Source organism: Halopolyspora algeriensis (genome assembly GCF_003337235.1).
Classification (GTDB): Bacteria; Actinomycetota; Actinomycetes; order Mycobacteriales; family Pseudonocardiaceae; genus Haloactinomyces; species Haloactinomyces algeriensis.
This window is the reverse complement of record NZ_QPJC01000002.1, coordinates 564,481-585,734: the sequence shown is the minus strand read 5'-3', so window position 1 is coordinate 585,734 and position 21,254 is coordinate 564,481. Positions and strand designations below refer to the sequence as shown.

Annotated in this window: 18 protein-coding genes; 13 read left to right on the top strand and 5 right to left on the bottom strand. The window is 69.4% G+C overall.

The features are described 5' to 3' along the window. Positions 1-61: 61 nt before the first annotated feature. Complete coding sequence (locus DFQ14_RS05990) at positions 62-679, bottom strand: TetR/AcrR family transcriptional regulator (RefSeq protein WP_114452019.1); 618 nt, start codon at positions 677-679, stop codon at positions 62-64. A 98-nt stretch (positions 680-777) separates the two neighbouring features. Between DFQ14_RS05990 and DFQ14_RS05985 the strand changes: the two genes are divergently transcribed. From DFQ14_RS05985 to DFQ14_RS05970, 4 genes are all read left to right on the top strand, one after another. Next, positions 778-2,148 (top strand): cytochrome P450, encoded by a 1,371-nt coding sequence (locus DFQ14_RS05985; protein WP_420810135.1) that lies wholly within the window; start codon positions 778-780, stop codon positions 2,146-2,148. Positions 2,149-2,292: 144 nt separating this feature from the next. Then, positions 2,293-3,054, top strand: a complete 762-nt coding sequence (locus DFQ14_RS05980; RefSeq protein ID WP_114452017.1) for a 3-hydroxyacyl-CoA dehydrogenase — start codon at positions 2,293-2,295, stop codon at positions 3,052-3,054. A gap of 203 nt (positions 3,055-3,257) precedes the next feature. Further along, on the top strand, positions 3,258-3,965 hold the full coding sequence (locus DFQ14_RS05975) for a PaaI family thioesterase (protein ID WP_246195372.1): 708 nt from the start codon (positions 3,258-3,260) through the stop codon (positions 3,963-3,965). A 239-nt stretch (positions 3,966-4,204) separates the two neighbouring features. Next, entirely contained in the window at positions 4,205-5,494 is a 1,290-nt protein-coding gene (locus tag DFQ14_RS05970; protein WP_246195370.1) for an APC family permease, read from the top strand. A gap of 103 nt (positions 5,495-5,597) precedes the next feature. On the opposite strand, the gene DFQ14_RS05965 is transcribed toward DFQ14_RS05970, so the two are convergent. Next, a complete protein-coding gene (locus DFQ14_RS05965) occupies positions 5,598-7,154 on the bottom strand; it encodes a long-chain-fatty-acid--CoA ligase (protein WP_257233584.1) in 1,557 nt (518 codons plus the stop codon). Between the two features lie 173 nt (positions 7,155-7,327). Continuing rightward, positions 7,328-7,951: a TetR/AcrR family transcriptional regulator gene (locus tag DFQ14_RS05960; RefSeq protein WP_114452166.1), complete on the bottom strand. Its 624-nt coding sequence runs from the start codon at positions 7,949-7,951 to the stop codon at positions 7,328-7,330. Positions 7,952-8,080: 129 nt separating this feature from the next. Here DFQ14_RS05960 and DFQ14_RS05955 point away from each other — a divergent pair, with 129 nt between their 5' ends. Together DFQ14_RS05955 and DFQ14_RS05950 are read left to right on the top strand one after the other, a co-directional pair. Further along, positions 8,081-9,628, top strand: a complete 1,548-nt coding sequence (locus DFQ14_RS05955) for an acyl-CoA synthetase (protein ID WP_114452015.1) — start codon at positions 8,081-8,083, stop codon at positions 9,626-9,628. Positions 9,629-9,786: 158 nt separating this feature from the next. Then, a complete protein-coding gene (locus tag DFQ14_RS05950) occupies positions 9,787-11,109 on the top strand; it encodes a formimidoylglutamate deiminase (RefSeq protein ID WP_114452014.1) in 1,323 nt (440 codons plus the stop codon). A 254-nt stretch (positions 11,110-11,363) separates the two neighbouring features. On the opposite strand, the gene DFQ14_RS05945 is transcribed toward DFQ14_RS05950, so the two are convergent. Then, the gene (locus DFQ14_RS05945; RefSeq protein ID WP_246195368.1) at positions 11,364-12,203 is read right to left on the bottom strand and encodes an IclR family transcriptional regulator; all 840 of its coding nucleotides are present in this window, start codon (positions 12,201-12,203) and stop codon (positions 11,364-11,366) included. Positions 12,204-12,469: 266 nt separating this feature from the next. Here DFQ14_RS05945 and DFQ14_RS05940 point away from each other — a divergent pair, with 266 nt between their 5' ends. After that, complete coding sequence (locus DFQ14_RS05940; protein ID WP_114452013.1) at positions 12,470-12,706, top strand: hypothetical protein; 237 nt, start codon at positions 12,470-12,472, stop codon at positions 12,704-12,706. 32 nt (positions 12,707-12,738) lie between these two features. On the opposite strand, the gene DFQ14_RS05935 is transcribed toward DFQ14_RS05940, so the two are convergent. Beyond that, positions 12,739-13,398, bottom strand: a complete 660-nt coding sequence (locus DFQ14_RS05935; protein WP_276513324.1) for a GntR family transcriptional regulator — start codon at positions 13,396-13,398, stop codon at positions 12,739-12,741. 275 nt (positions 13,399-13,673) lie between these two features. Here DFQ14_RS05935 and DFQ14_RS05930 point away from each other — a divergent pair, with 275 nt between their 5' ends. The 6 genes from DFQ14_RS05930 (at position 13,674) to DFQ14_RS05905 (ending at position 21,237) form a co-directional block, all read left to right on the top strand. Further along, complete coding sequence (locus tag DFQ14_RS05930) at positions 13,674-14,546, top strand: AraC family transcriptional regulator (protein WP_114452011.1); 873 nt, start codon at positions 13,674-13,676, stop codon at positions 14,544-14,546. Between the two features lie 171 nt (positions 14,547-14,717). Next, positions 14,718-16,667: a maleylacetate reductase and hydroxyquinol 1,2-dioxygenase domain-containing protein gene (locus DFQ14_RS05925; RefSeq protein ID WP_114452010.1), complete on the top strand. Its 1,950-nt coding sequence runs from the start codon at positions 14,718-14,720 to the stop codon at positions 16,665-16,667. Continuing rightward, entirely contained in the window at positions 16,664-18,424 is a 1,761-nt protein-coding gene (locus tag DFQ14_RS05920) for an FAD-dependent oxidoreductase (RefSeq protein ID WP_114452009.1), read from the top strand. The genes DFQ14_RS05925 and DFQ14_RS05920 overlap by 4 nt, the downstream gene beginning before the upstream one ends. Positions 18,425-18,609: 185 nt before the next feature. Next, a complete protein-coding gene (locus DFQ14_RS05915) occupies positions 18,610-18,960 on the top strand; it encodes an NADH-quinone oxidoreductase subunit A (protein ID WP_179951503.1) in 351 nt (116 codons plus the stop codon). Further along, positions 18,951-20,321, top strand: coding sequence for a hypothetical protein (locus DFQ14_RS05910; RefSeq protein ID WP_114452008.1), 1,371 nt, complete (start codon positions 18,951-18,953; stop codon positions 20,319-20,321). The genes DFQ14_RS05915 and DFQ14_RS05910 overlap by 10 nt, the downstream gene beginning before the upstream one ends. Continuing rightward, positions 20,314-21,237, top strand: a complete 924-nt coding sequence (locus tag DFQ14_RS05905; protein ID WP_114452007.1) for a complex I subunit 1 family protein — start codon at positions 20,314-20,316, stop codon at positions 21,235-21,237. The genes DFQ14_RS05910 and DFQ14_RS05905 overlap by 8 nt, the downstream gene beginning before the upstream one ends. Positions 21,238-21,254 lie beyond the last annotated feature (17 nt).

The window sequence follows — 21,254 nt, the reverse complement described above, 5'->3', positions numbered from 1 at the left end:
CATCGCCGGCGCACACGCCGCGAAGTACCCGCCTGCGAGGCGTTGTACACGCGACAGGCGGTCAGCGGTGTAGCGCCGCGGCGAGCTGTTCGGTGCCCGCCTCGATGATGTCGGCAGGAGTGGCCACGATCTCGTTGCCGAGCCAGGCGGTGAGCAGCTCGGCCAGCCCGCCGACGAACAGCAGTGCGTTGATCTCGTCCCGTGGGGGAGCGTGTGCGGCCGTTCCGTACAGGGAGCGCGCCTGGGTGACGATGAGGTCGGCGAACTCGCGCAGCAACTCGTGCCTGCGGGGGCGCAGTGTTTCGGCGGCCGCCGATTCGACGATCGCTGCTCGCCCTTTGCGGGGATCAGCGGTCAGCAGGTCGACGAAAGCCGAGATCGCCACCCTGGCCCTGGCGTGCGGCTCGTCGGGGGCGGTCTCGACAGCGGCCAGCACCGTGGAGCGCACCTCGTCGGCGACCTGGTCCACCACGGCCAGCAGGAGCTGCTCACGACTGCGGAAGCTCTCGTAGAAGTAGCGCTCGGTGAGCTTGGCTCGGCTGCATATCGCGGTCATCGTGGCCCGCTCGCAACCGGCCGTGCCCAGCAGATCCAGGCCCGCTTCGAGGAGACGTGCGCGGCGTTGGGCCTTGCGCTGCTCGGCGCTGAGCCCCCGATAGGGGCGGGTGGTGGATGGCATACCCACATCTTGACGCGCACACCCTCATTGATCGAGGCTGCCATATGTGACAGCGACTCATGTCACTTGTGGTTTTCCACCTGATCGAGGAGGCTCGGGTGAGCAAGGTCCTGATGCCCGCACCGCAGGGCAGCGATCTGCACGCGGTCGAAGGAGATTCCGGACCACCGTTGGTGGGCTATGTCCGGGAGTACATGCGTGATCCGGTCACGCTGTGGCGCCGCCGCTACGAGCAGTACGGGCCGGTGTCCTGGTTCGGTGCCATCGGCGGCAGGACGGTCTCGTTGCTGGGACCGGATGCCTGCGGTGTCGCGTTGGTCAACAAGGACAAGGCGTTCGCCAACGGGCCGGGATGGCGCCGTCTGATCGGGCCGTTCTTCGACCGCGGTCTGATGCTGCTCGATTTCGACGAGCACCTCGAACATCGACGAATCATGCAGCAGGCCTTCACCAACCAGCGCCTGGCCCGCTACACCGAGGCGCTCAATCCCGCCGTGGAGGCAGGCCTGGACGAGTGGAAACCGCAGCAGGACTTCCGGATCTATCCCGCGGTCAAGAAACTGACACTGGATCTGGCCACCAGCATCTTCATGGGCGGAGCCGAGGGCACCAGCAGCGCCCGCATGGACCGGATCAACCGGTCCTTCATGGATTGTGTGCAGGCGGCGACCGCCATCGTGCGCGTTCCCGTGCCGGGCGGGCGGTGGCGTCGTGGGCTGGTCGGCCGGAAGGTGCTGGAGCAGTTCCTGCGCAGCTACCTGCCCGCCCGTCGTGCCGGTGACGGCGAGGACCTCTTCTCCGCGCTGTGCCACGTCGAGTCGGAGGACGGGCAGCGGTTCAGTGACGACGACGTCATCAACCACATGGTCTTCCTGCTCATGGCCGCCCATGACACCTCGACCATCACGATTTCCACGATGATGCAGTATCTCGGCCAGCACCCGGAGTGGCAGCAACGCTGCCGCGAGGAGTCCGCGGCGTTGGGGACCTCCTCGGTGAGCTTCGATCAGCTCGATCGGCTGGTGTCGCTGGACCTGGTCATGAAGGAGTCGATGCGGCTGGTCTCCCCGGTGCCGTCGATGATGCGCATGACCGTGGCCGATACGGAGGTGCTGGGACATTTCATCCCGGCACGGACCATGGTCGCCATCACGCCGCACTTCACCCACCACATGCACGAGTACTGGCCGGATCCCGAACGGTTCGATCCCGGCCGGTTCGCCGAGGACCGCCGCGAGGACAAGGTGCACCGCTACGCGTGGCAGCCGTTCGGCGGCGGTGTTCACAAATGTCTCGGCATGTACTTCTCCGGAGCCGAGATCAAGACGATCATGCACCACATGCTGCAGCGCTACGAGTGGTCGGTCGATCCGGGCTACCGGGCACCGCTGGACTTCACGTCCCTGCCGTATCCGAAGGACGGGCAGCCGATCGATCTGCGTCCCCGGACAGCGGTGCCCGCTCGCTGACGGCGGCGGAGGCGCAGATGCGTTGACGGCACCGGTCCGGAACCTTAGCGTCAAGCGCACTTGTCGAGCGATGAGTGACGCTGTATCAACCGGGTACTTCCGGTGGGCGCGGCCGTGCCCACCGGCACGTGGGAAGGAGCATGCATGCGGATCGAGGGCAGTGTTGCGGTGGTGACCGGGGGCGCCTCGGGGTTGGGGTTGGCCACGGTCAAGCGGCTGGTCTCGGCCGGGGGCAGGGTGGTCATCGTCGATCTGCCGTCCTCGGACGGCAAGGCGGTGGCCGAGAGCCTGGGGGAGAAGGCGGTCTTCGTCGGTGCCGATGTCACCGACGAGCAGCAGGTGGCCGCCGCGCTCGACGAGGCCGAGCGGCTGGGCACGCTGCGGGTGGCGGTCAACTGTGCCGGTATCGGCAACGCGATCAAAACGGTCGGCAAGTCCGGGGCGTTTCCGCTGGCGGAGTTCACCAAGGTCATCCAGATCAATCTGGTGGGCACGTTCAACGTGATCCGGTTGGCCGCCGAGCGTATCTGTGCCCAGGACCCGGTCGGCGAGGAACGCGGGGTCATCGTCAACACCGCCTCGGTGGCCGCCTACGACGGCCAGATCGGCCAGGCGGCCTACTCGGCGTCCAAGGGCGGCATCGTGGGCATGACCCTGCCGATCGCCCGGGACCTGTCGAGCAAGCAGGTGCGGGTCAACACCATCGCCCCGGGGCTGTTCCACACTCCGCTGTTCGAAGGGCTCGGCGAGGAGGCCACCCGGTCGCTGGGCGAGCAGGTGCCGCACCCGCAGCGGCTGGGCAAACCCGAGGAATACGCCGACCTGGCCGCCCACATCGTCGAAAACCCCATGCTCAACGGCGAAACCATCCGTCTCGACGGCGCCATCCGCATGGCCCCCCGGTGAGCACCGGGTAACCGTGCCGGGATCGACTGTCACCGATCCCGGCAGGCGGAACCGGCACTCCGGGGCTCGTGCACCGGACGGCTCCGTCCGTGGCGAAGGCCTCACGCCCTCGGGAACAGTCCGTCTTGACTGCTCCCGAGGGACGGGCGAAACTGAGGCGTCCCGTTTTCGGGTCGCAGGGACAGCGGCGGAGGGAACATCGCGTGAGTGACAGCGTGCCGGGATCGTCCGAACCCGGAACCGGGCTCGACGAGCGTCGGCGAGCCGCGCGCGAGTTGGGTACGGCACTGCGCGAGCTGACCGAGGCCGCAGTGTCCACCGAGGTCGATGCGGAGACCATGCTGCAGGTCGCCCGGCAAGCCCGCGACATGGTGCCACCGCTGGAGAAAGCGAGCAGATCCCGGCAGACGGTTCCCTCGGTGGACGACCTGCGCGCGGGGTGGCGCATGTACAACCCGGCCATCGGCTGGGGAAACCCGTTCGCCCCGCCGATGAACGTGGAGATGGTCGACGGCGGTGCGATCGGCAGCTGCACGCTGGGATTGATCCACGAGGGACCGCACAGCTACGCGCACGGAGGGGTCAGCGCGCTGCTGCTCGACCAGATCCTCGGGCACGCCCACGCGAGTGGGGGGCGGCCGGGAATGACGGTGACCCTGTCGGTGCGGTACCGGAATCCGGTACCCCTGCAGACACCGCTGCGCGTCGCCGGATGGCGCGGGCAGGACGATGCCGATACCCGCAGGTCCACCCCGACCGCCACGATCACCACGGCCGAGGAACCGGACACCGTCCTGGTCGAAGCCGAGGGAGCGTTTCTCGTGCCGTCCGAAGAGCAGGTCCGGCGCCTGTTCGGGCAGGCGCAGTACTCCCCGGCGGAACCGTCGGCGCCACGGACGGCGGCCGAATAGTCGTTCCGAACGTGTGTCGTCACTGCCGCTGCTGCGAGGCCGGAGACCTCGTGGCCGGCGCACCGGCTGCGGGGCAGTACCGCGTCGGCCCTGCGTCTTCTGCCTGTGGCGGCTGCCGACGCCTGGCCACCCCGCCGTACCCGGGCATGCAGCCCGATATCCTCTGCTCCTGACCTCGCCGAGGCCTCTCCGGCGGTTTCCGCCCATTCCGTTCGTGCGGGAAGGAAGCAAGCACCATCGTGCCCTCCACACCTGTTGAGTCGTCCCCGCAGCTGGCGCGCCGGTTGAGGGTGTTCGATGCCGTGGTACTCGGGCTGGGGTCGATGCTCGGCGCCGGGGTGTTCGCCGCGTTCGGCCCCGCCGCGGCCGCGGCCGGATCCGGGCTGCTGATCGCGCTGGGCCTGGCGGCGGTGGTGGCCTACTGCAACGCCACGGCCTCGGCCCAGCTGGCCGCACGTTACCCCGAGTCCGGCGGCACCTACGTTTATGCCGGGCGCCGGCTCGGGCCGGTGTGGGGGTTCCTGGCCGGATGGGGGTTCGTCGTCGGCAAGACCGCCAGCTGCGCGGCCATGGCCCTCACACTCGGCGCCTACGCTTGGCCTGCCCATCCCGTGCCGATCGCCGTCGCGGCGGTCGTGGTGCTGACCGGGGTGAACTACCTGGGGGTGGGCAAGACCGCGCGGGTCACCCGCGTGCTGGTCGCGCTGACGCTGTTGACCCTGGCCGGAGTGGTCGCCGCCGGCCTCGGCGGCGGGCAAGCCAGCCCGGCCAACCTCACCGGTTGGGTCCCGAATGGCATCCTGGGCATCACCCAGGCGGCCGGATTGCTGTTCTTCGCCTTCGCCGGCTACGCCCGCATCGCCACTCTCGGCGAGGAAGTCCGCGACCCGGAACGCACCATCCCCCGGGCGATCCCGCTGGCCCTGTTCGTGGTCGTGGCGGTCTACGCGCTCGTGGGGCTGGCCGCGCTGCTGGCCGTCGGGCCCCGGACACTGGCCGAGGCCACCGCGCCGCTGGCCGCTGCCGTCCGCGCAGGCAGCCTCGACGGGCTCGCGGTGCTCGTGCGTATCGGCGGGGCGGTGGCCTCGGCCGGGGTGTTGCTGTCATTGATGGCCGGCATCGGGCGCACCAGCCTGGCCATGGCCCGTGACCGCGAACTTCCCGGCTGGCTGGCCGCCATCCATCCGCGCCACCGAGTGCCCCACCGTGCCGAACTCGCACTCGGTGCCTTGGTGCTGGTCATCGTGCTGATCGCCGACGTGCGCGGTGCGATCGGATTCTCCAGCTTCGCCGTGCTGATCTACTACGCTCTGGCCAATGCCTCGGCGTTCACGCTGCCCGGCCGTCGGCGCCGGTGGCTGCGCCCGCTGACCGTGCTCGGCCTTGCCGGCTGCCTGCTGTTGGCCGCGACCCTGCCCCTGGCCGGCGTGCTCGCCGGCACCGCAGTTCTGCTGGTCGGCTTGGGCGGGCGTGCTCTGACCACGTCGCTGCGGCATCGTCACCAGCCGCACACGCCCCGCGACGAGTGACCATGCTCGATCACCGTGGGCCTGACCGGCTACGTCGGCCGGCCCGACTCCCACGGTTTCTCCCGATCTCGAACCGAGCCACAAACGTGACGCGGGACATCGTCTACTCCACGGGTAGGTTCCCCGCAGCGTGCTCGGAGCGCAGCTCGGTCTTGAGGACTTTGCCGCTGGGGTTGCGGGGCAGTTCCGGGACGAGCGCCACCTGCCGTGGACGCTTGTACCCGGCCAGGTGCTGCCGGCACCAGGCGTCGATCTCGCCGGCGCCGGGCGGGTCGGAGGGGTCGTGCGCAGCGATGACCGCCAGTGGGGTCTCTCCCCAGCGCTCGCTCGGCACACCGATCAGGGCCACGTCACCGACCTTGGGGTGCCCGGCGAGGACATCCTCCACCTCGGCGCAGTAGATGTTCTCGCCGCCGGAGATGATCATGTCCTTCTTGCGGTCGACGACGTAGAAGTAGCCGTCGGAATCCTGGCGCACCAGATCACCGGAGTGGAACCAGCCGCCGGCGAACACCTCGGCGGTCTCGGCGGGCTTGTTCCAGTACTCCTTCATGACGGTGGGGCCGCGGTAGACGATCTCGCCGACCTCGCCGCGAGACACGTCGTTCATGTCGTCGTCGACGACGCGCACCTCGACGTTGAGCATGGGGGTGCCGATGGAGCCGATCTTGCGGATCGCGTCCTCACCGCGCAGCGTGGTCGTGACCGGGCTGCACTCGGTCTGTCCGAACGAGGTGATCACCTCGGCCTGGGGAAAGGTGTCGATCATGGTGCGCAGCAACGTGGTCGAGGCGGGTGCGGCTCCCCAGGAGATCCGGCGCAGCGCCGACAGGTCGCGCTCGGCGATGTCCGGCACGCTGCAGATCGCCTGCCACTGGGCCGGGACGAAGAACACCGAGGAGACTCGCTCGCGTTCGAGCAGGTCGACGGTCTCGGCGGGATCGAACCGGCCGGAGGGCATGACGACCGTACGGCCACCGAGCAGCAGAGTGGGCAGCATGCCCGACAGCCCGGCGATGTGGAACAGGGGAGCGGCCGCCATCCAGACCCGGTCGTCGGCGGCCGTGCCCAGATGGGCCATCGAGCTGAACGCGTGCATCAGCAGGTTGTGGTGGGTGAGTACCGCTCCCTTGGGGCGACCGGTGGTGCCGGAGGTGTACATGATGAATGCCGGGCCGCGCTCGTCGACGGCGATCTCGACGTGCTCGGTGGAGGCATCGCGCAGTACCCGCTCGTAACTTTCCGCACCGGGACCGGCCGCACGCGGATCCTCCCCGAGGACCAGGCAGGTCTCCACGGCCGAAACCTGCGCGCGTGCCTTGGCCATGGTCTCGGCCATCGCGCTGTCGACCACCGCGGCGACCGCACCGCTGTCGTCGAGCGCGTAGGCGACCTCATCGGCGACGAACCGGAAGTTGACCGGCACGCAGATCGCCCCGAGCCGCGCGGAGGCCAGGTAGGACTCCACGACCTCCAGGCCGTTGAACCCCATGACGGCGATGCGCTGCCCGGGCTCGACACCGCGCAGGCGCAGCGCGTTGGCCAGCCGGGTCACCCGCTCGTCCAGGTCCCGATAGGTGCGGCTGATGTGCTGGAAACGCAGAGCCACCTCGTCCGGGATCGTGCGCGCGTGCCTGGCGAGCTGATCGCTGATGGTCATACCGCATCCGGACATGGCGTGCTCGGTGGCGTGCATCGGCTTCCCTCGCTTCAACGGCACAGCGCGCAGACAGATGAAAGTGACTCAGGTCATACTGATTCCAGCGGGGCTTCTGGTCAAGTCTGACCGCTGTCGGGAGTCGCGCCTGCCGGAGAGGAATTCCGCGCTCGCGGTCACTCGTCGAACAGCAGCCGGTGGGCAGTGGTTTTCCAGAGGTCCAGATGAGGGTCGGTGGCGGCGGGGCGGTCTTCGAACGCGTAGGGCATGGCCGCCCCGCGCATGCTGGTGAACAGCAGCTCGCGCAGTTCGCCGTAACGGGGGTGGGCGGTCACCGCCGGACCCCAGATGCGGTCGGTGACCGCGCGGATGGCGGTGCGCAGATTGCGCTCCTCCGGGCGCAGCACGGCACTCAGCGCGGGGTTGGTCCGTGCGGCGTTCCACAGCTCCATGGCCGCCCAGAAGTGGGGTTCCTGGAACGTGGCCCAGAGCAGTTCGACGCAGCGATCGACCCGCTGGCGCCCCTCGGGCTCGTGGGTCAGCAGCCGTGCCGCGCGCTCCTCGAGCTGGGCGAGCCGAGTGCTGGCCAGGTGCTGTGCCGCGGCGACCAGCAGCTCGTCCCGGGAGGGGAAGTGGTGCAGCAGCCGCCCGCGGGAGATCCCGGCCTTGTCCTGGATGGCCACGGTGGAAGCCCCGGCGTAGCCGTACTCGATCAGGCAGTCCACGGCCGCGTCGAGGATGAGGGCACGACTGTCCGCGGTGCGTTCCTGGCGGCTGCGGGACGGAGTCGGTTCGGGCATGGCCACCGGATCAGCGTACCTCCGAGGATGTCGACGTCCGTACCGGCGAAATCGAACAGTCGGCATTGACCGTTTTGATTCCGTGGTGCGAGGCTCGGTTTCTCTCGCGCAGGTTCGAGGAGGAGTCGCATGTATCCAGGTGCCCACGCCGCGACGGACCCCCAACGCCCGGCTGTGATCATGGCGGAGTCCGGGCAACGTCTGACCTACGGCGAGCTCGAGGAACGCTCCATCCGGCTGGCCCACGTGTTCCGCGAGGCCGGGCTGGGCCGGGGCGACGTGGTCGCACTGCTGACCGACAACTCGATGTACGCCTACGAGGTGTACTGGGCGGCGGTGCGTTCGGGCATGTACCTCACGGCCGTCAACAATCACCTCACGGCCCCCGAGATCTCCTACATTCTCAATGACTCCGGAGCCGCCGCGCTGGTGACCTCGGCGACGCTGTCCGATGTGGCCCGGGAGTTGCGCGCGGAGATCCCCGGTGTGCACACGCGACTGGCCTATGGCGGGCGGGTGGAGGGATTCGACGACTACGAGTCGGCTCTCGCGGACGCTGCGACCGAACCACCCGCCGACCAGCCCCGCGGAATCGACCTGCTGTACTCCTCCGGCACCACGGGGCGCCCCAAGGGCATCAAGCCCGCACTCCCGGAGCGCCGGGTCGACGAACCCGGTGACGTGCTCGTCGAGTTGCTCGAGAAGGTGTACGGATTCGGTCCGGACACGGTGTATCTCTCCCCCGCGCCGGTGTATCACGCGGCACCGCTGCGCTACGCCGCCTCGACGCAGGCACTGGGCGGCACGGTCGTGATGATGGAGCGCTTCGATCCGGAAGGGGCCCTGCGGGCCATCGAACGCTACGGCGTCACGCACAGCCAGTGGGTGCCGACGATGTTCGTGCGGATGCTCAAACTGCCTGCGGAGACGCGTTCCCGCTACGACCTGTCCAGCCACCGGCTCGCCGTGCATGCCGCCGCGCCCTGCCCGATGGACGTCAAGCGCGCGATGATCGACTGGTGGGGTCCCATCCTGTACGAGTACTACGCCTCCACCGAAGGCGCGGGCATGACGCTCATCGACTCGCACCAGTGGCTGGCCAAGCCCGGTTCGGTGGGCAAGGCCGTACTGGGAACGCTGCGGATCTGCGACGAGAACGGGGAGGAACTGCCTGCCGGTGAGGTCGGCACGGTCTACTTCGAACGCGAGGACCTGGAGTTCGAGTACCTGGATGCCCCGGAGAAGACGCGGGAAGCGATGCACCCGCACCGGCCGCACTGCGCCACCGTGGGCGATATCGGCTACGTCGACGCCGAGGGCGACCTCTTCCTCACCGACCGCAAGGCTTTCATGATCATCTCGGGGGGTGTGAACATCTACCCCCAAGAGGTCGAGGACGCGCTCGCCCTGCACCCGGCCATTGTGGACGTCGCCGTGATCGGGGTGCCGGACGCGGAGATGGGCGAGTCGGTCAAAGCCGTCGTGCAGGCCGCTCCCGGAGAGCAGCCGGGCCCGGATCTGGAACGCACGCTGCTGGAGTACGTGCGGGAACGCATTGCCCACTACAAGGCGCCGCGCAGCGTCGACTTCGTCGACGAGCTGCCGAGGACACCGACCGGGAAACTGGTCAAGGGGCCGCTCAAGGAGCGCTACCGGACCACCGCAGGCACGGCCTGAGGCCGACCCGGCCGTCTTTCCGCGCGCGATGGTGCACGAGCCGCTGCCGGTTCTCTGCCATTTCAGACACTCCGTGACCGCTCCGGGCAGCGCCGAGGCCGCCGAACGGGGTTTGCTGGACGGCGGTGACTGCAGGACGGAGCCGGAGGCGAGCGAGAATGGAGTGGTTCTGGTGTGAGCGGGCCTGGCTGCCCGCCGGAACGGCCGAGTCGGTGCTGGTCGGTGTGGCGCCCGACGGACGTATCGCCGAGCTGCGGCCGGGAGTGCGAGCCCCGGCGGAAGCCGAGCGGCTGGCTGGTCTGGTGCTGCCCGGATTCGCCAACGCCCATTCGCATGCGTTCCACCGCGGGTTGCGGGGCCGCACGCACGACGCAGGTGGCACGTTCTGGACGTGGCGCAGCGAGATGTACGACCTGGCCGAGCGGCTGGACCCGGACAATTACTTGGCCCTGGCTCGTGCGGTCTACGCCGAGATGGCGGTGGCCGGGATCTCGTGTGTCGGCGAGTTCCACTACGTGCACCACGACCGGGACGGTCGCTGCTACGCCGAGCCCAACATCATGGGGCAGGCCCTGCAGGAGGCCGCCCGGCAGGCCGGTATCCGGCTGACTCTGCTGGATACGTGCTACCTGACCGGCGATATCGGACAGCCGCTGAGTGGACCGCAACGGCGTTTCGGAGACGGCGGCGTCGAAGAGTGGGCCCGGCGCCTGCACGACATGGACGCCGACGCCGACACCCGGATCGGCGCCGCGGTGCACTCGGTGCGCGCGGTGCCGCGGGAGCGGTTGGCCGATGTGGTGGCCGGAGCCGGGACGGACCGCCCGCTGCACGTGCACCTGTCCGAACAGCCCGCCGAGAACGAGGCCTGTGCCCGGACATACGGGGCGAGCCCGACCGAGGTGCTGCACGACGCCGGAGTCCTCGGGCCGCGAACCACCGCGGTGCACGCCACCCACCTGCAGGACGGGGATATCGCGCTGCTGGGCTCGTCGCGGACGGCGTCCTGCTTCTGCCCGACCACCGAGGCCGATCTGGCCGACGGGATCGGGCCCGCCCGGGAGCTGGCCGATGCCGGCTCGCCGATCTGCCTGGGCAGCGATCAGCACGCGGTGGTCGATCCATTGCTGGAAGCGCGCGGCCTGGAGGCCGGGGAACGATTGCGTACCGGGCAGCGCGGGCGGTTCCGCCCGGCCGAGCTCGTGGCATCGCTCGGCGAGCACGGCCACGCCTCCCTCGGCTGGCCGGGGGCCGGCCGGATCGAGGTCGGGGCCCCGGCCGATCTGGTCGCGGTGCGTACCGACACCGCCACCACCGCGGGGTGCCTGCCGGAACAGGTGCCGATGGCGGCCACCGCCGCCGATGTGCACACCACGGTGGTCAACGGCCGAGTGGTGGCTCGCGACGGGGTGCACGAGCGGCTGGGCGAGGTCGGTCCCCTGCTGGCGGCGGCACTTGCCGCCGTCCGTGAGGGGGACTGAGTGTCTGTCTTTGATTTGGCTCTTTCGCTCGGGTGATCAGCCTGAGCAGGGTGACCCGCTCCGGCGTATTCGATCGGAATGCCCGCAGGCGGGCATCAGCAAGCAGTAGGCCACGTGGCGGAGAAGTGGCTACTCGATGTGGCCTGCAACGCCGCAAGGCGCCGCCTGAGACGGCGGTTCAGAAACCACCTGACCAAATTCCAAGGCGGGCTCTGAGGATTCCCGCGCGTGCTCCGACCCGCCCCGAGGACGGGTCACCGCCCGGTGTCGTCGACAGGGCCGGTCGGGCGCTGCGGCGGAGTCCCGCCCAGTCGGTGGGTCAGCGCATCGGCGCCCCGCAGCACGTGCCGCGCCAGCTGCGGCCAGGACTCCGGAGGCCGCGCCGTGCGGCGGAACGGCACGGCCACGGAGGCCACGGGGTGCCCATTGTGGTCGAAGGAGGCCGCTGCGACGGAGGCCACCTCGGGAGTGATCAGCCCGTCCTCCACCGACCATCCCTGCCGCCGCTCGGTGGTCAGCATCGAGCGCAACTCGGGCAGGTTGCGCGGCCCCGAGCCGGTACGGGTCACGAAGCTCGCCGGAGAGGGGAACAGGGCGCGCACCTGCTCGGCAGGCAGGTGCGCCAGCAGAGCCCGCCCGGAGGCGGCCAGGTGGGCGGGCATCCGGACCCCGACGTCGGTGACGAGGGTGGTGGGATGTTCGGGCTGCACCTTGAGCAGGTACAGCAACTCGGCGCCGTGCAGGATGCCCAGGTGAGCGGTATCGCCCACGTCTCCGACGAGCCGGGCGAGCAACGGGCGGGCCAGGTGCTCCAGCGGATCGTGGCGCAAGTAGGCCGAACCCAGTTCGAATACGCCCAGCCCGAGTCCGTAGCGGTGCTGCTCGGGCAGGTGCACCACCAGTCCTTCCTCCACCAGTACCGACAGCAGGTGGTACATGGTGCTGCGCGGTACCTCCAGAGAACGGGCCAGCGCGGCAGCGGGCAGCGGGTCGGGACTGGCTGCCAGACGGCGCAGCACCCCGATCGCGTGCCGCACCGCGGGCATCTTGCTGCTCGTGCCTCGCGCCCGGTTCTGCCGGGGGCCCGTGGACATGCGTGTCACTCTCCGTTCTGCCTGCCCCGCCGGACAGTACCGGTGCCTGCCTCCCGTCGACCGGTCTCGGAGCTTCGGTGTGCGCGAGACGCGCCCGCGAGGTCGTGCGCACGCTTGTGTCCGATTATCGGAACCGTGATGCGGGTGCCGGGGCAGCGCCGCAGAATGCCCGTATCGAGCCAACAGCACAACGTCCCGCAGCCACAACGTCATCGTCGAAACACCGGCCGGGCTCCGCGCCCACTGTTGCCGAGAGGAGACCCGACGTGAGCACGCTGTCCGGCACCATCTCGCAGGATTCCGCCGCTGTCGTCGACCGGTTGCCGAGCAGCCGGGATGCCTGCCGATGCCACGCCGATGAACATCCCTGGTCGACGCCCTCGTCCGAGAACGTCGACGCCGTCACGGTGATCCGGCAGTACTGCCGGTGCCACTGCGGCTGCCAGGGGTTGCACGTCATGGTCTCCGTTCCCACGAAGGGAGCGGCCCAACACCGCTTCTGAAAGGGTCGTCGGCTCGCCGCCACACCGAATCGTTACTGCACGGCGCGTTCGAGAACCATGCGCCTGCTGGAGCGGACGTGCCTGCGCGCCACCTCTTCGGCCCGAGCGGCATCGCCGTCGGCGATCGCGGCGTGCAACTGCTCGTGCTCGTCGCACACCCGCTGCGGCTCCATGTTCAGCCGGAACAGCCAAGCCAGCCGGCCGTGCAACGGCTCGAGCATGGAGGCCAGCAGTGCATTCCCGGACAGTGCGACGAGTTCGTGGTGGAAGGTCGAATTGGCGTCGGACATGCTCTCGATGTCACCGCCTTCGAGGGCTTGCCGGGCCCGGGTGGCCAGTTCGCCCATGCGGATCACCTCGTCGGAGTGGCTGCGCTGGGCCGCCAGGCGGGCGGCCAGCACCTCCAGTGCCTCCCGCACATCGAAGAGCTCTTCCGTCTCGCGCCGGTCGAGAGTGCGGACGAACACCCCACGTCGCCGCGGGCGGACCTCCACGAAACCCTCGCTCTGCAGCATGCGGATCGCTTCCCGGACGGGAACCCGCGAGGTACCGAATTCCGTGGCGAGGTCCTGCTCGAAGAGGCGATCCCCGGGACGGAGCAGGCCCTGCGCGATGCGTGTGTGCAGCGCCTTCCGAACCTGGTCCCGCAGCGGAACGCTCGAGTCCGTGTGCGGCTGTTCAGCGGTGGACACGAATCCTCCTCGGGTCGGTATGCTCCAGCGTAGGAGATCGACCGGGACAGCAGTCTTCCAGGCGAGCGAAAGGCAGCCACCTCGGGTATGCGACTCACTCCGCAGGGGAGAGCAGAACGTCGGCAGGGCCGGCTTCGTCGCGTGGTTCGCCCGACCCGCCGAGGCTTCGCACGTCGCATCGCCACCTTGCCCGGAAAGGGCTCTCGGCATCCTGCGCGCGCCCTCCGCGGGATGCGTCCTCGTGCAGTGCCTGATCGGGGAACGGAGTGGCCGTGATGGCGGAGTTGGGGTTGCGCGATACGAACGGCATCCTCTGCCTGCCCTGGATCCGGCCCGAGCGGACGAGTGCGGGGCTCGGCTGGGACGGGCTGTACGTGTCGACCCAGCGGGAACAGCCCTACCGGGCGGATTTCGATGCGGCAGGCTGCCACCAGTTGATCCTGCACCGCAGCGGACCGGTGACCGTGCGGCGCGGCCGCAACCGACTGACCAGCTCCCGGCGGATACCCACGGGTGGCTACTTCCTGCATCCCGCGGGCAAAGACCTCACGGTCGAACTCGGTGGTGAGCTCGACACCGTCCACGTCTACCTGGACCAGGCGGCGATCCGGCAGGCCTGCGGGCACGCCGTCGAGCTCGACGAGGTGCTCGGCAGCCACGACCCGTTGCTGGAGCAGCTCGTGCTCTCCCTCGACGAGGTGCTGCGGGAACGAGACACCTCGGCACGCACCTACGTCGACCACATCGGCAACCTGCTGGCGGCCCGGCTGGCGCGTAACCACAGCCGCGGCCGGCTCGTCGAACCGGCGAAAGCCGAACGCACGGCCCTGACCGATCGGCAGTTCGACACGGTCCGCGAGTGGATGTGCGACCGGCTGGACGAGCCGATCCCGTTGGCGAGCATGGCCGGGCTGGTCGGCCTGAGCGTCAGCCAGTTCTCCCGCAAGTTCAAGGCGAGAACCGGATCACCCCCGCACCGGTTCCTGCTGCGGCTGCGCCTGGAACAGGCGAGCCGCTTGTTGCGCACCGGCACGCTGTCGATCGCCGAGATCGCCGTCCGGTGCGGTTTCTCCCACCAGGAACACCTCACCCGGACGATGCGCGAACACCTCGGAGTCACGCCGGCCGCGCTGCGCCGCGCGGGCTGAGTGGTCTCGTCCCGCCGCGCGGGCCGGGCAGGCTCCTGCCGCACGGGCGTGGTGATGCCGATTTCGTGCAGCCAGCGCAGCAGGAACCTGCAGGAGAACCGGGCATGCCTTCCCCATACTCGACACACCGTGAGCTGAACAACACTTCACCAATGCGGGAGAAGCAGCCAGATGAGAAGTTTCGTCCACGCCACGAACCCGAACCGGGTGGTGTTCGGGTACGGCACCAGCGCGCAGGTGCGCCAGGAGGTGGAGCGGCTCGGACGCGCGCGGGCTCTGGTGCTGGGCAGCCCCCCACTGGCAGCGCTTGGCGACCGGGTGCACGAGGCGCTGGAGTCGCTGGCCGTGGCCCGCTTCGACGGAGCGGCCATGCACACGCCCGTCGAGGTCACCGAGCAGGCCATGGAACTGGTCGGTGAGCACTCCGTGGACTGCGTGGTGGCCGTCGGGGGCGGCTCCACGACCGGACTGGCCAAGGCCCTCGCGTGGCGCACCGGTATCGACCAGATCATCCTGCCCACGACCTACGCGGGCTCCGAGGTCACCCCGGTGCTGGGTGAGACGGCGCAGGGCACCAAGATGACCCGCTCGGATGCGGCGATCCTGCCCGAAACCGTGGTCTACGACGTCGAGTTCACCCTCGATTTGCCCGTGGCGATGTCGGTGACCAGCGGCATCAATGCGATGGCCCACGCGGTGGAGGCGCTGTACTCGCAGCAGACCAACCCGGTCGTCGACGGCTGGGCGCTGGAATCCATCAGGCTGATGGGCAGGGCTCTGCCCGCCATCGCGGCCGATCCGGCCGATGTCGACGCCCGCGCCGAGGCGCTGCACGCGGCGTGGCTGGCCGGGACCTGCCTGGGCCTGGTCGGCATGGGACTGCACCACAAGCTGTGCCACACCCTGGGCGGCTCCTTCGACCTGCCGCACGCCGATACCCACACCGTCGTGCTGCCGTATGCCATGGCCTACAACGCCCCGGCCGCACCCGAGGTGATGCGGCGCATCGCCGAGGCCCTGGGCACCGACGACGCGCCCGCCGGGGTGCACGACCTGATCTCCTCGCTGGGTGGGCCCACCTCGCTGCACCAGCTGGGGATGGCCGAGCAGGACCTGGGTACCGCCGCCGAGTCGGCCACCGCGAAGTCCTACCCCAACCCTCGGGAAGTGACCACCGAAGGCGTCGCGGCTCTGCTGCGCGAAGCCTGGGCGGGCAACCGCCCGGCTTCCGGCGGACGTCCGATGGCGGCGCTGCACCGGCTGACCGAGCAGGTCGTCGCCGGCTTCGACCAGGCCGAAGACCCGCGCGTGCGGCAATTGTTGACGGACCTGGTGCGCCACCTGCACCGCTTCGTGGCCGACAACGACGTCACCGAAGGCGAGTGGCAGTACGCCGTCGACTTCCTCACCCGCACCGGCCGGATGTGCAGCGACACCCGGCAGGAATTCGTGCTGCTGTCGGACACCCTCGGTGTCTCCAGCGCGGTGGACCTGCTGACGAATTCGCGCACCCCCGGCACGACCCCCTCGGCGGTGCTCGGCCCGTTCTACGTCGAAGGACCCCCGACGGCCGAACACGGAACCGACATCTCCCAGGGGTTGCCCGGTGAGCCGTTGTGGGGCGACATCACGATCGTCGACACCGAGGGGGTTCCCGTCCGGGACGCGGTCGTCGACGTCTGGCAGTCCAACGAGGACGGCTACTACGACGTGCAACTGCCGGACCTGGACGGCCCGGTGCTGCGTGCCCGGTTCCGCACCGACGAGAAGGGCCGGTTCACATTCCGATCCATCGCCCCCTCGGAGTACCCGATCCCCGACGACGGTCCCGTCGGCAGCATGCTCGACGCGGTCGGGCGGCACCCCTACCGGGCTCCGCACGTGCATTTCATGATCATGGCGCCGGGGCGGCCGCGTCTGATCACGCAACTGTTCGTGGCCGGCGGTGCCTACCTGGATTCCGATGCGGTGTTCGGCGTCAAGGACGAGCTCATCGTCGACATGCCACGGCAGCACGGCGCCACACCGGACGGGCGCGACATGGACGGAAGCTGGCGTCTGCTGGAGTTCACCTTCCACATCGCCGCCGAGATTGAGCAGGACCACGGAGAAGACACGTGAGCACCGAGCAGAACCACGACACCGATGTGCTCGTTGTGGGCACGGGCCCGGCCGGTGGGGCGGCCGCACTGCTGCTGGCGACCTACGGTGTGCGCACGCTGCTGGTCAACAAGTACGGCTGGGTGGCCAACACGCCCCGTGCGCACATCACCAACCAGCGCACCATGGAGGTGCTGCGCGATCTCGGCGTGGAGGACGAGGCGCTGGCGCAGGGCACCCCGCCGGAGCTGATGGGCGACACCGTGCTGTGCACCTCCCTGGCCGGCGAGGAGATCGGCCGGATCCGCAGCTGGGGCACCGGGGAGGACTCGGCCACCGAGTACAACGCGGCCAGCCCGTGCACGATGCTGGACCTGCCGCAGATCTACCTCGAACCGATCCTGGTCACCCGAGCCGCCTCGCGCGGGGCCACGGTACGCATGGATACCGAGTTCCTCGACCTGGAGCAGGATGCCGACGGGGTCACCGCGCGGCTGCGGGACCGACTGCGCGGCGACGAGTTCACCGTGCGGGCCCGCTACCTCATCGGCGCCGACGGTGCCCGCAGCCGGGTCGCCGAGCAGATCGGGCTGCCGATCGCCGGGCAGGAGGGCAAGGCAGGCAGCATGAACATCGTCTTCGATGCCGACCTGTCCCACTACGTCGCACATCGGCCGAGTGTCCTGTACTGGGTGATGCGGCCGGGCGCGCACATGGGCGGTATCGGCATGGGGTTGGTGCGCATGGTGCGTCCCTGGCACAAGTGGCTGCTGACCTGGGGTTACGACATCGACGACCCGCCCGACGAGCTGACCGAGTCCCAGGCGCGCGAGATCGTGCACGACCTCATCGGTGACGCGGACGTGCCGGTGACCATCACCTCGCGGTCACTGTGGACGGTCAACCACAACTACGCCACCGAGTACCACTCGGGTCGGGTGTTCTGTGCCGGTGACGCCGTGCACCGCCATCCCCCGTCGAACGGGCTGGGCTCGAACACCTCCGTGCAGGACTCGTTCAACCTGGCCTGGAAGCTGGCGATGGTCATTCGCGGCGAAGCGGGCCCGGAGCTGCTGGAGACCTACAGCAGTGAGCGGGCGCCGGTGGGGCGGCAGATCGTGGAGCGCGCCAACCTCAGCCGGGACCAGTTCGGGCCGATCTTCGAGGCGCTGGGCATCGCCGGAGGCAGCGACGACGAGGGCATCACCCGAGGGCTGGCCGCCTGCCGGGAGGAAAACGCCGACGGCGAGAAGCGCCGCCTCGCCCTGACCGAGGCCATCGAGTTGAAGAACTACGAGTTCAACGCCCACGGGGTCGAGCTCAACCAACGCTACCGCTCCTCGGCCGTGCTCGCCGAGGACAGCGAGGAAGCCTGGCAGCGGGACCCCGAGCTGCATCACCAGTCCACGACACGGCCCGGCGCCAAATTGCCGCACGTGTGGCTGGTCGACGAGCACGGCCGGCGAGTCTCCACACTGGATCTGGTCGGGCGCGGACAGTTCAGCCTCGTGACGGGCCTGTCCGGCACCGCGTGGTCCTCGGCGGTGGAGTACTGCCGAGAGCAGCTCGGCCTGCCGCTGCGGCTGGTGCGGATCGGCACCCCGCAGGCACGCGACGCCTACGGCGACTGGCGCCGCGTCTGCGAGATCGACGAGTCCGGCTGCCTGCTGGTGCGCCCCGACGGCTACATCGCCTGGCGCCACACCTCGGGTCCGGACACTCCCGAACAGGCACAGCAGCAACTGCATCGGGCCCTGGACACGGTACTGCACTCCTGAGACACCGGCTCCGGCAACGCCGCTTCTCGCGCCCGGGTTTGAGCAGGCGCCACTGCGGATAGTGCGTCAGGATGTGAGACGCCGTGTCGTCGTGGAGGGAGGCCGACTGTGCACGTCCATCGGGGACACCGTGGCCCCGGGCATGTCCCACCTCGCCAGTCGGTTCGGGTGCGGGGAGCCTCACGGTGAGCGGTTTCTCCGCGGTGGCGGCGCTGTTCGGTCTGGCCGTGGTGATCGCCGCGGGAACCTACGGGCTCGCGCGGCTGGTGACGGTGGCTCCGCCGGCTACCGACCTCGGCCCGTTCCTGAGTGGTCACGAGCCGGTCGAGCACGCTGTTTCCCGGTTCCATGTGCGCTGGTACACGCTGACGATGATCTATCTGGCCTTCGAGATGGAAATGCTGTTCATGTACCCGTGGACACTCGTCGTCTCCTCGGCCGGGGCAGGCGCGGTGATCGAGATGTTCGTCTTTCTCGGAATCCTGCTCGCCGGTGTCACCTACGCGTGGCGGGAGGGAGCGCTGCGATGGGCGTGACCGGTGCTCTGCTGCGGTTCGCCGCGGGACGGCCGCACATCCTGCTGCTGGAGGTCCCCGGCGGCACCGCGGAGCGGTTCGCCGTCGAAGCCGAGCTGCGTCATCGGTGCTGGCCGGCTGCGGCGAGTCCCGCCGAGGCCGACATTCTGGTCCTGACCGGACACATCGGTGCGTGGCTGATGCCCCTGGTGGGCCGTGTGTGGCGGCAGATGCCCAAGCCCCGGGTTTTCGTTCATGTGGACAGTCCTTCGGATGTTCCGCAATTGCTCGACGAGGGTCGTCGCAGGCTGGCGACCGGAGGAGAGGCGAGCGAGGTTCTCGACGGCGAGGAGCAAAACAGCGGCGAGTCCGAGGAGGAGCACCACGACGACGAGCACGGCAGTGATGCCGACCGGTGCGGCGGAAACCACGACGACGAGAACGACGAGAACACAGACGGTGGCGGCCACGGGAACGGCCACGGTGCCGAGAGCGAGCAGAGCGGTGGCGATGACCACGGTGCCGAGGACGGTCACGATGGCGGTCACGACCATGGCGGCGGGCATGACCACGGTGATGGCATGGAGATGCCCGGAGGGCTGGGAATGGCCGATCGTGGCCCTGACCGCGACGGTCTCCAGCTTGATCAGCTGCACGTTCCCCTAGGCCCGCTGCTGCCGGACTGGCCTGTCGGGCTGGTGGTGCACACGACCCTGCAGGGCGATGTCGTCCAGCAGGCCCGGGTGGACGTTCTCCACGAGGACGGCGCTGACGGGGACTTCTGGAACGAACCCTGGCGTCGTGCTGCGGCCGGGCAGGAGGTGAGTCGTGGCGAGAGGGCTCGGCGTTGTGTCGCCGCATACCTGGATGGCCTCGCCAGGCTTCTACGGGTGGCCGGATGGCTCGACCCCGCGGTCGGTGCCGGAAGGCTGCGCGACGAGGTACTCGCCGGAGCACGCGCTGACCAGGTGACGACCCGGCTGCGGCGGTTGGTCCGGCAACTGCGCCGGGCGCGGACGCTGCGGTGGCTCACCGACGGGCTCGGTGTGCTGCCCTTCGACCGCGCCGAGGCCGCCGGGATCCGGGGACCGGCGCTGAACGCGAGCCGATCCGGTGGTGATGTCACGGCGCGCTGGCAGGCCTGGCTGGCCGAGATCGAGCGGACGCTCCCGGAGGTCGACGACCCCGCTGTGCTTCCCGCGCGAGAGGGGCAGGCGCAGGGGCTTTCCGAAGAGGATCCGGCATCGATGCCCGCATTGGCCGTGCTTCCCGAACTGCTGGAAGGGGCCGAACTGGCCGCCGTGCGGCTGATCGTGGCCAGTCTCCATCCGAACATCACCACTCTGGACAGCCGGCAAGTCACGGGGGTGGCCGGTGACTGAGGTTCCCCTGTGGTCGGTGCTCGTGCTGCCCGCCGTACTGGCGGTGATCACCGCAGGCACGATCGCGTTCGATGCGGTGCTCGCGGCACGCGCCACCGGTGCGACGGGTTCACCATCGCAGACGGCCATGGTTCCACTGCGCGAGGTGGCACGGTTGCTCGTGGCCCAGCGTCGTACGACCGTGGCCGCCGACGGTGTTTTGTGGCGGACCGGCGTGCTGACCGTTCCGATCGCGGCGTTGCTGGCAGCGGTGGTCCTGCCGCTGGGTGGGGTTGCTGTGGCCGATCTCGCCGTCGGTGTCGTGTGGTTCAACGCGATGGAGATCCTGACCTGGGCGGCGGTGTGGATGGCCGGGTGGGGGCCGAACTCCGCGTTCTCCCTCACCGGTGGTTACCGGTTCGTCGCCCAGGGGCTGGCCTACGAACTGCCGCACATGTTCGCGCTGATCACCGCCGCGACGGCGGCGGGCACCTTGCGCGTGGGCGGCATCGTCGAGGCCCAGTCCGGGCTGTGGTTCGTCACCTGGATGCCGGTGGCCTTCGTCGTGTACCTGCTCAGCGCTGCGGCCATGGCGTTCTGGGGTCCGTTCGACGCTCCGGTCGGGGGCGATCTCGCCGGGGGTGCTGCCGCGGAGTTGTCCGGAGTGGACCGACTGGCGTTCCTCGGCGGGCGCCGGCTGCTGCTCGTGGTCGCGGCCGCGATGGCAGTACCACTGTTCCTCGGTGGGGGGAACGGCCCGCTGTTGCCGCCGTGGTTGTGGACGCTGGTCAAGACGGTGGCCGTGTTGGCAGCGATCGTGTGGCTGGCCCGTCGGTTCCCCACGGTGCGGATGGAGCGGTTCGCCGAGTTCGCCTGGGTGGTGCTGATCCCGTTGACCATCCTGCAGGCCCTGATCGTGGCGCTGGTGGTGCTCTGATGACGGGGAGGAAGGCT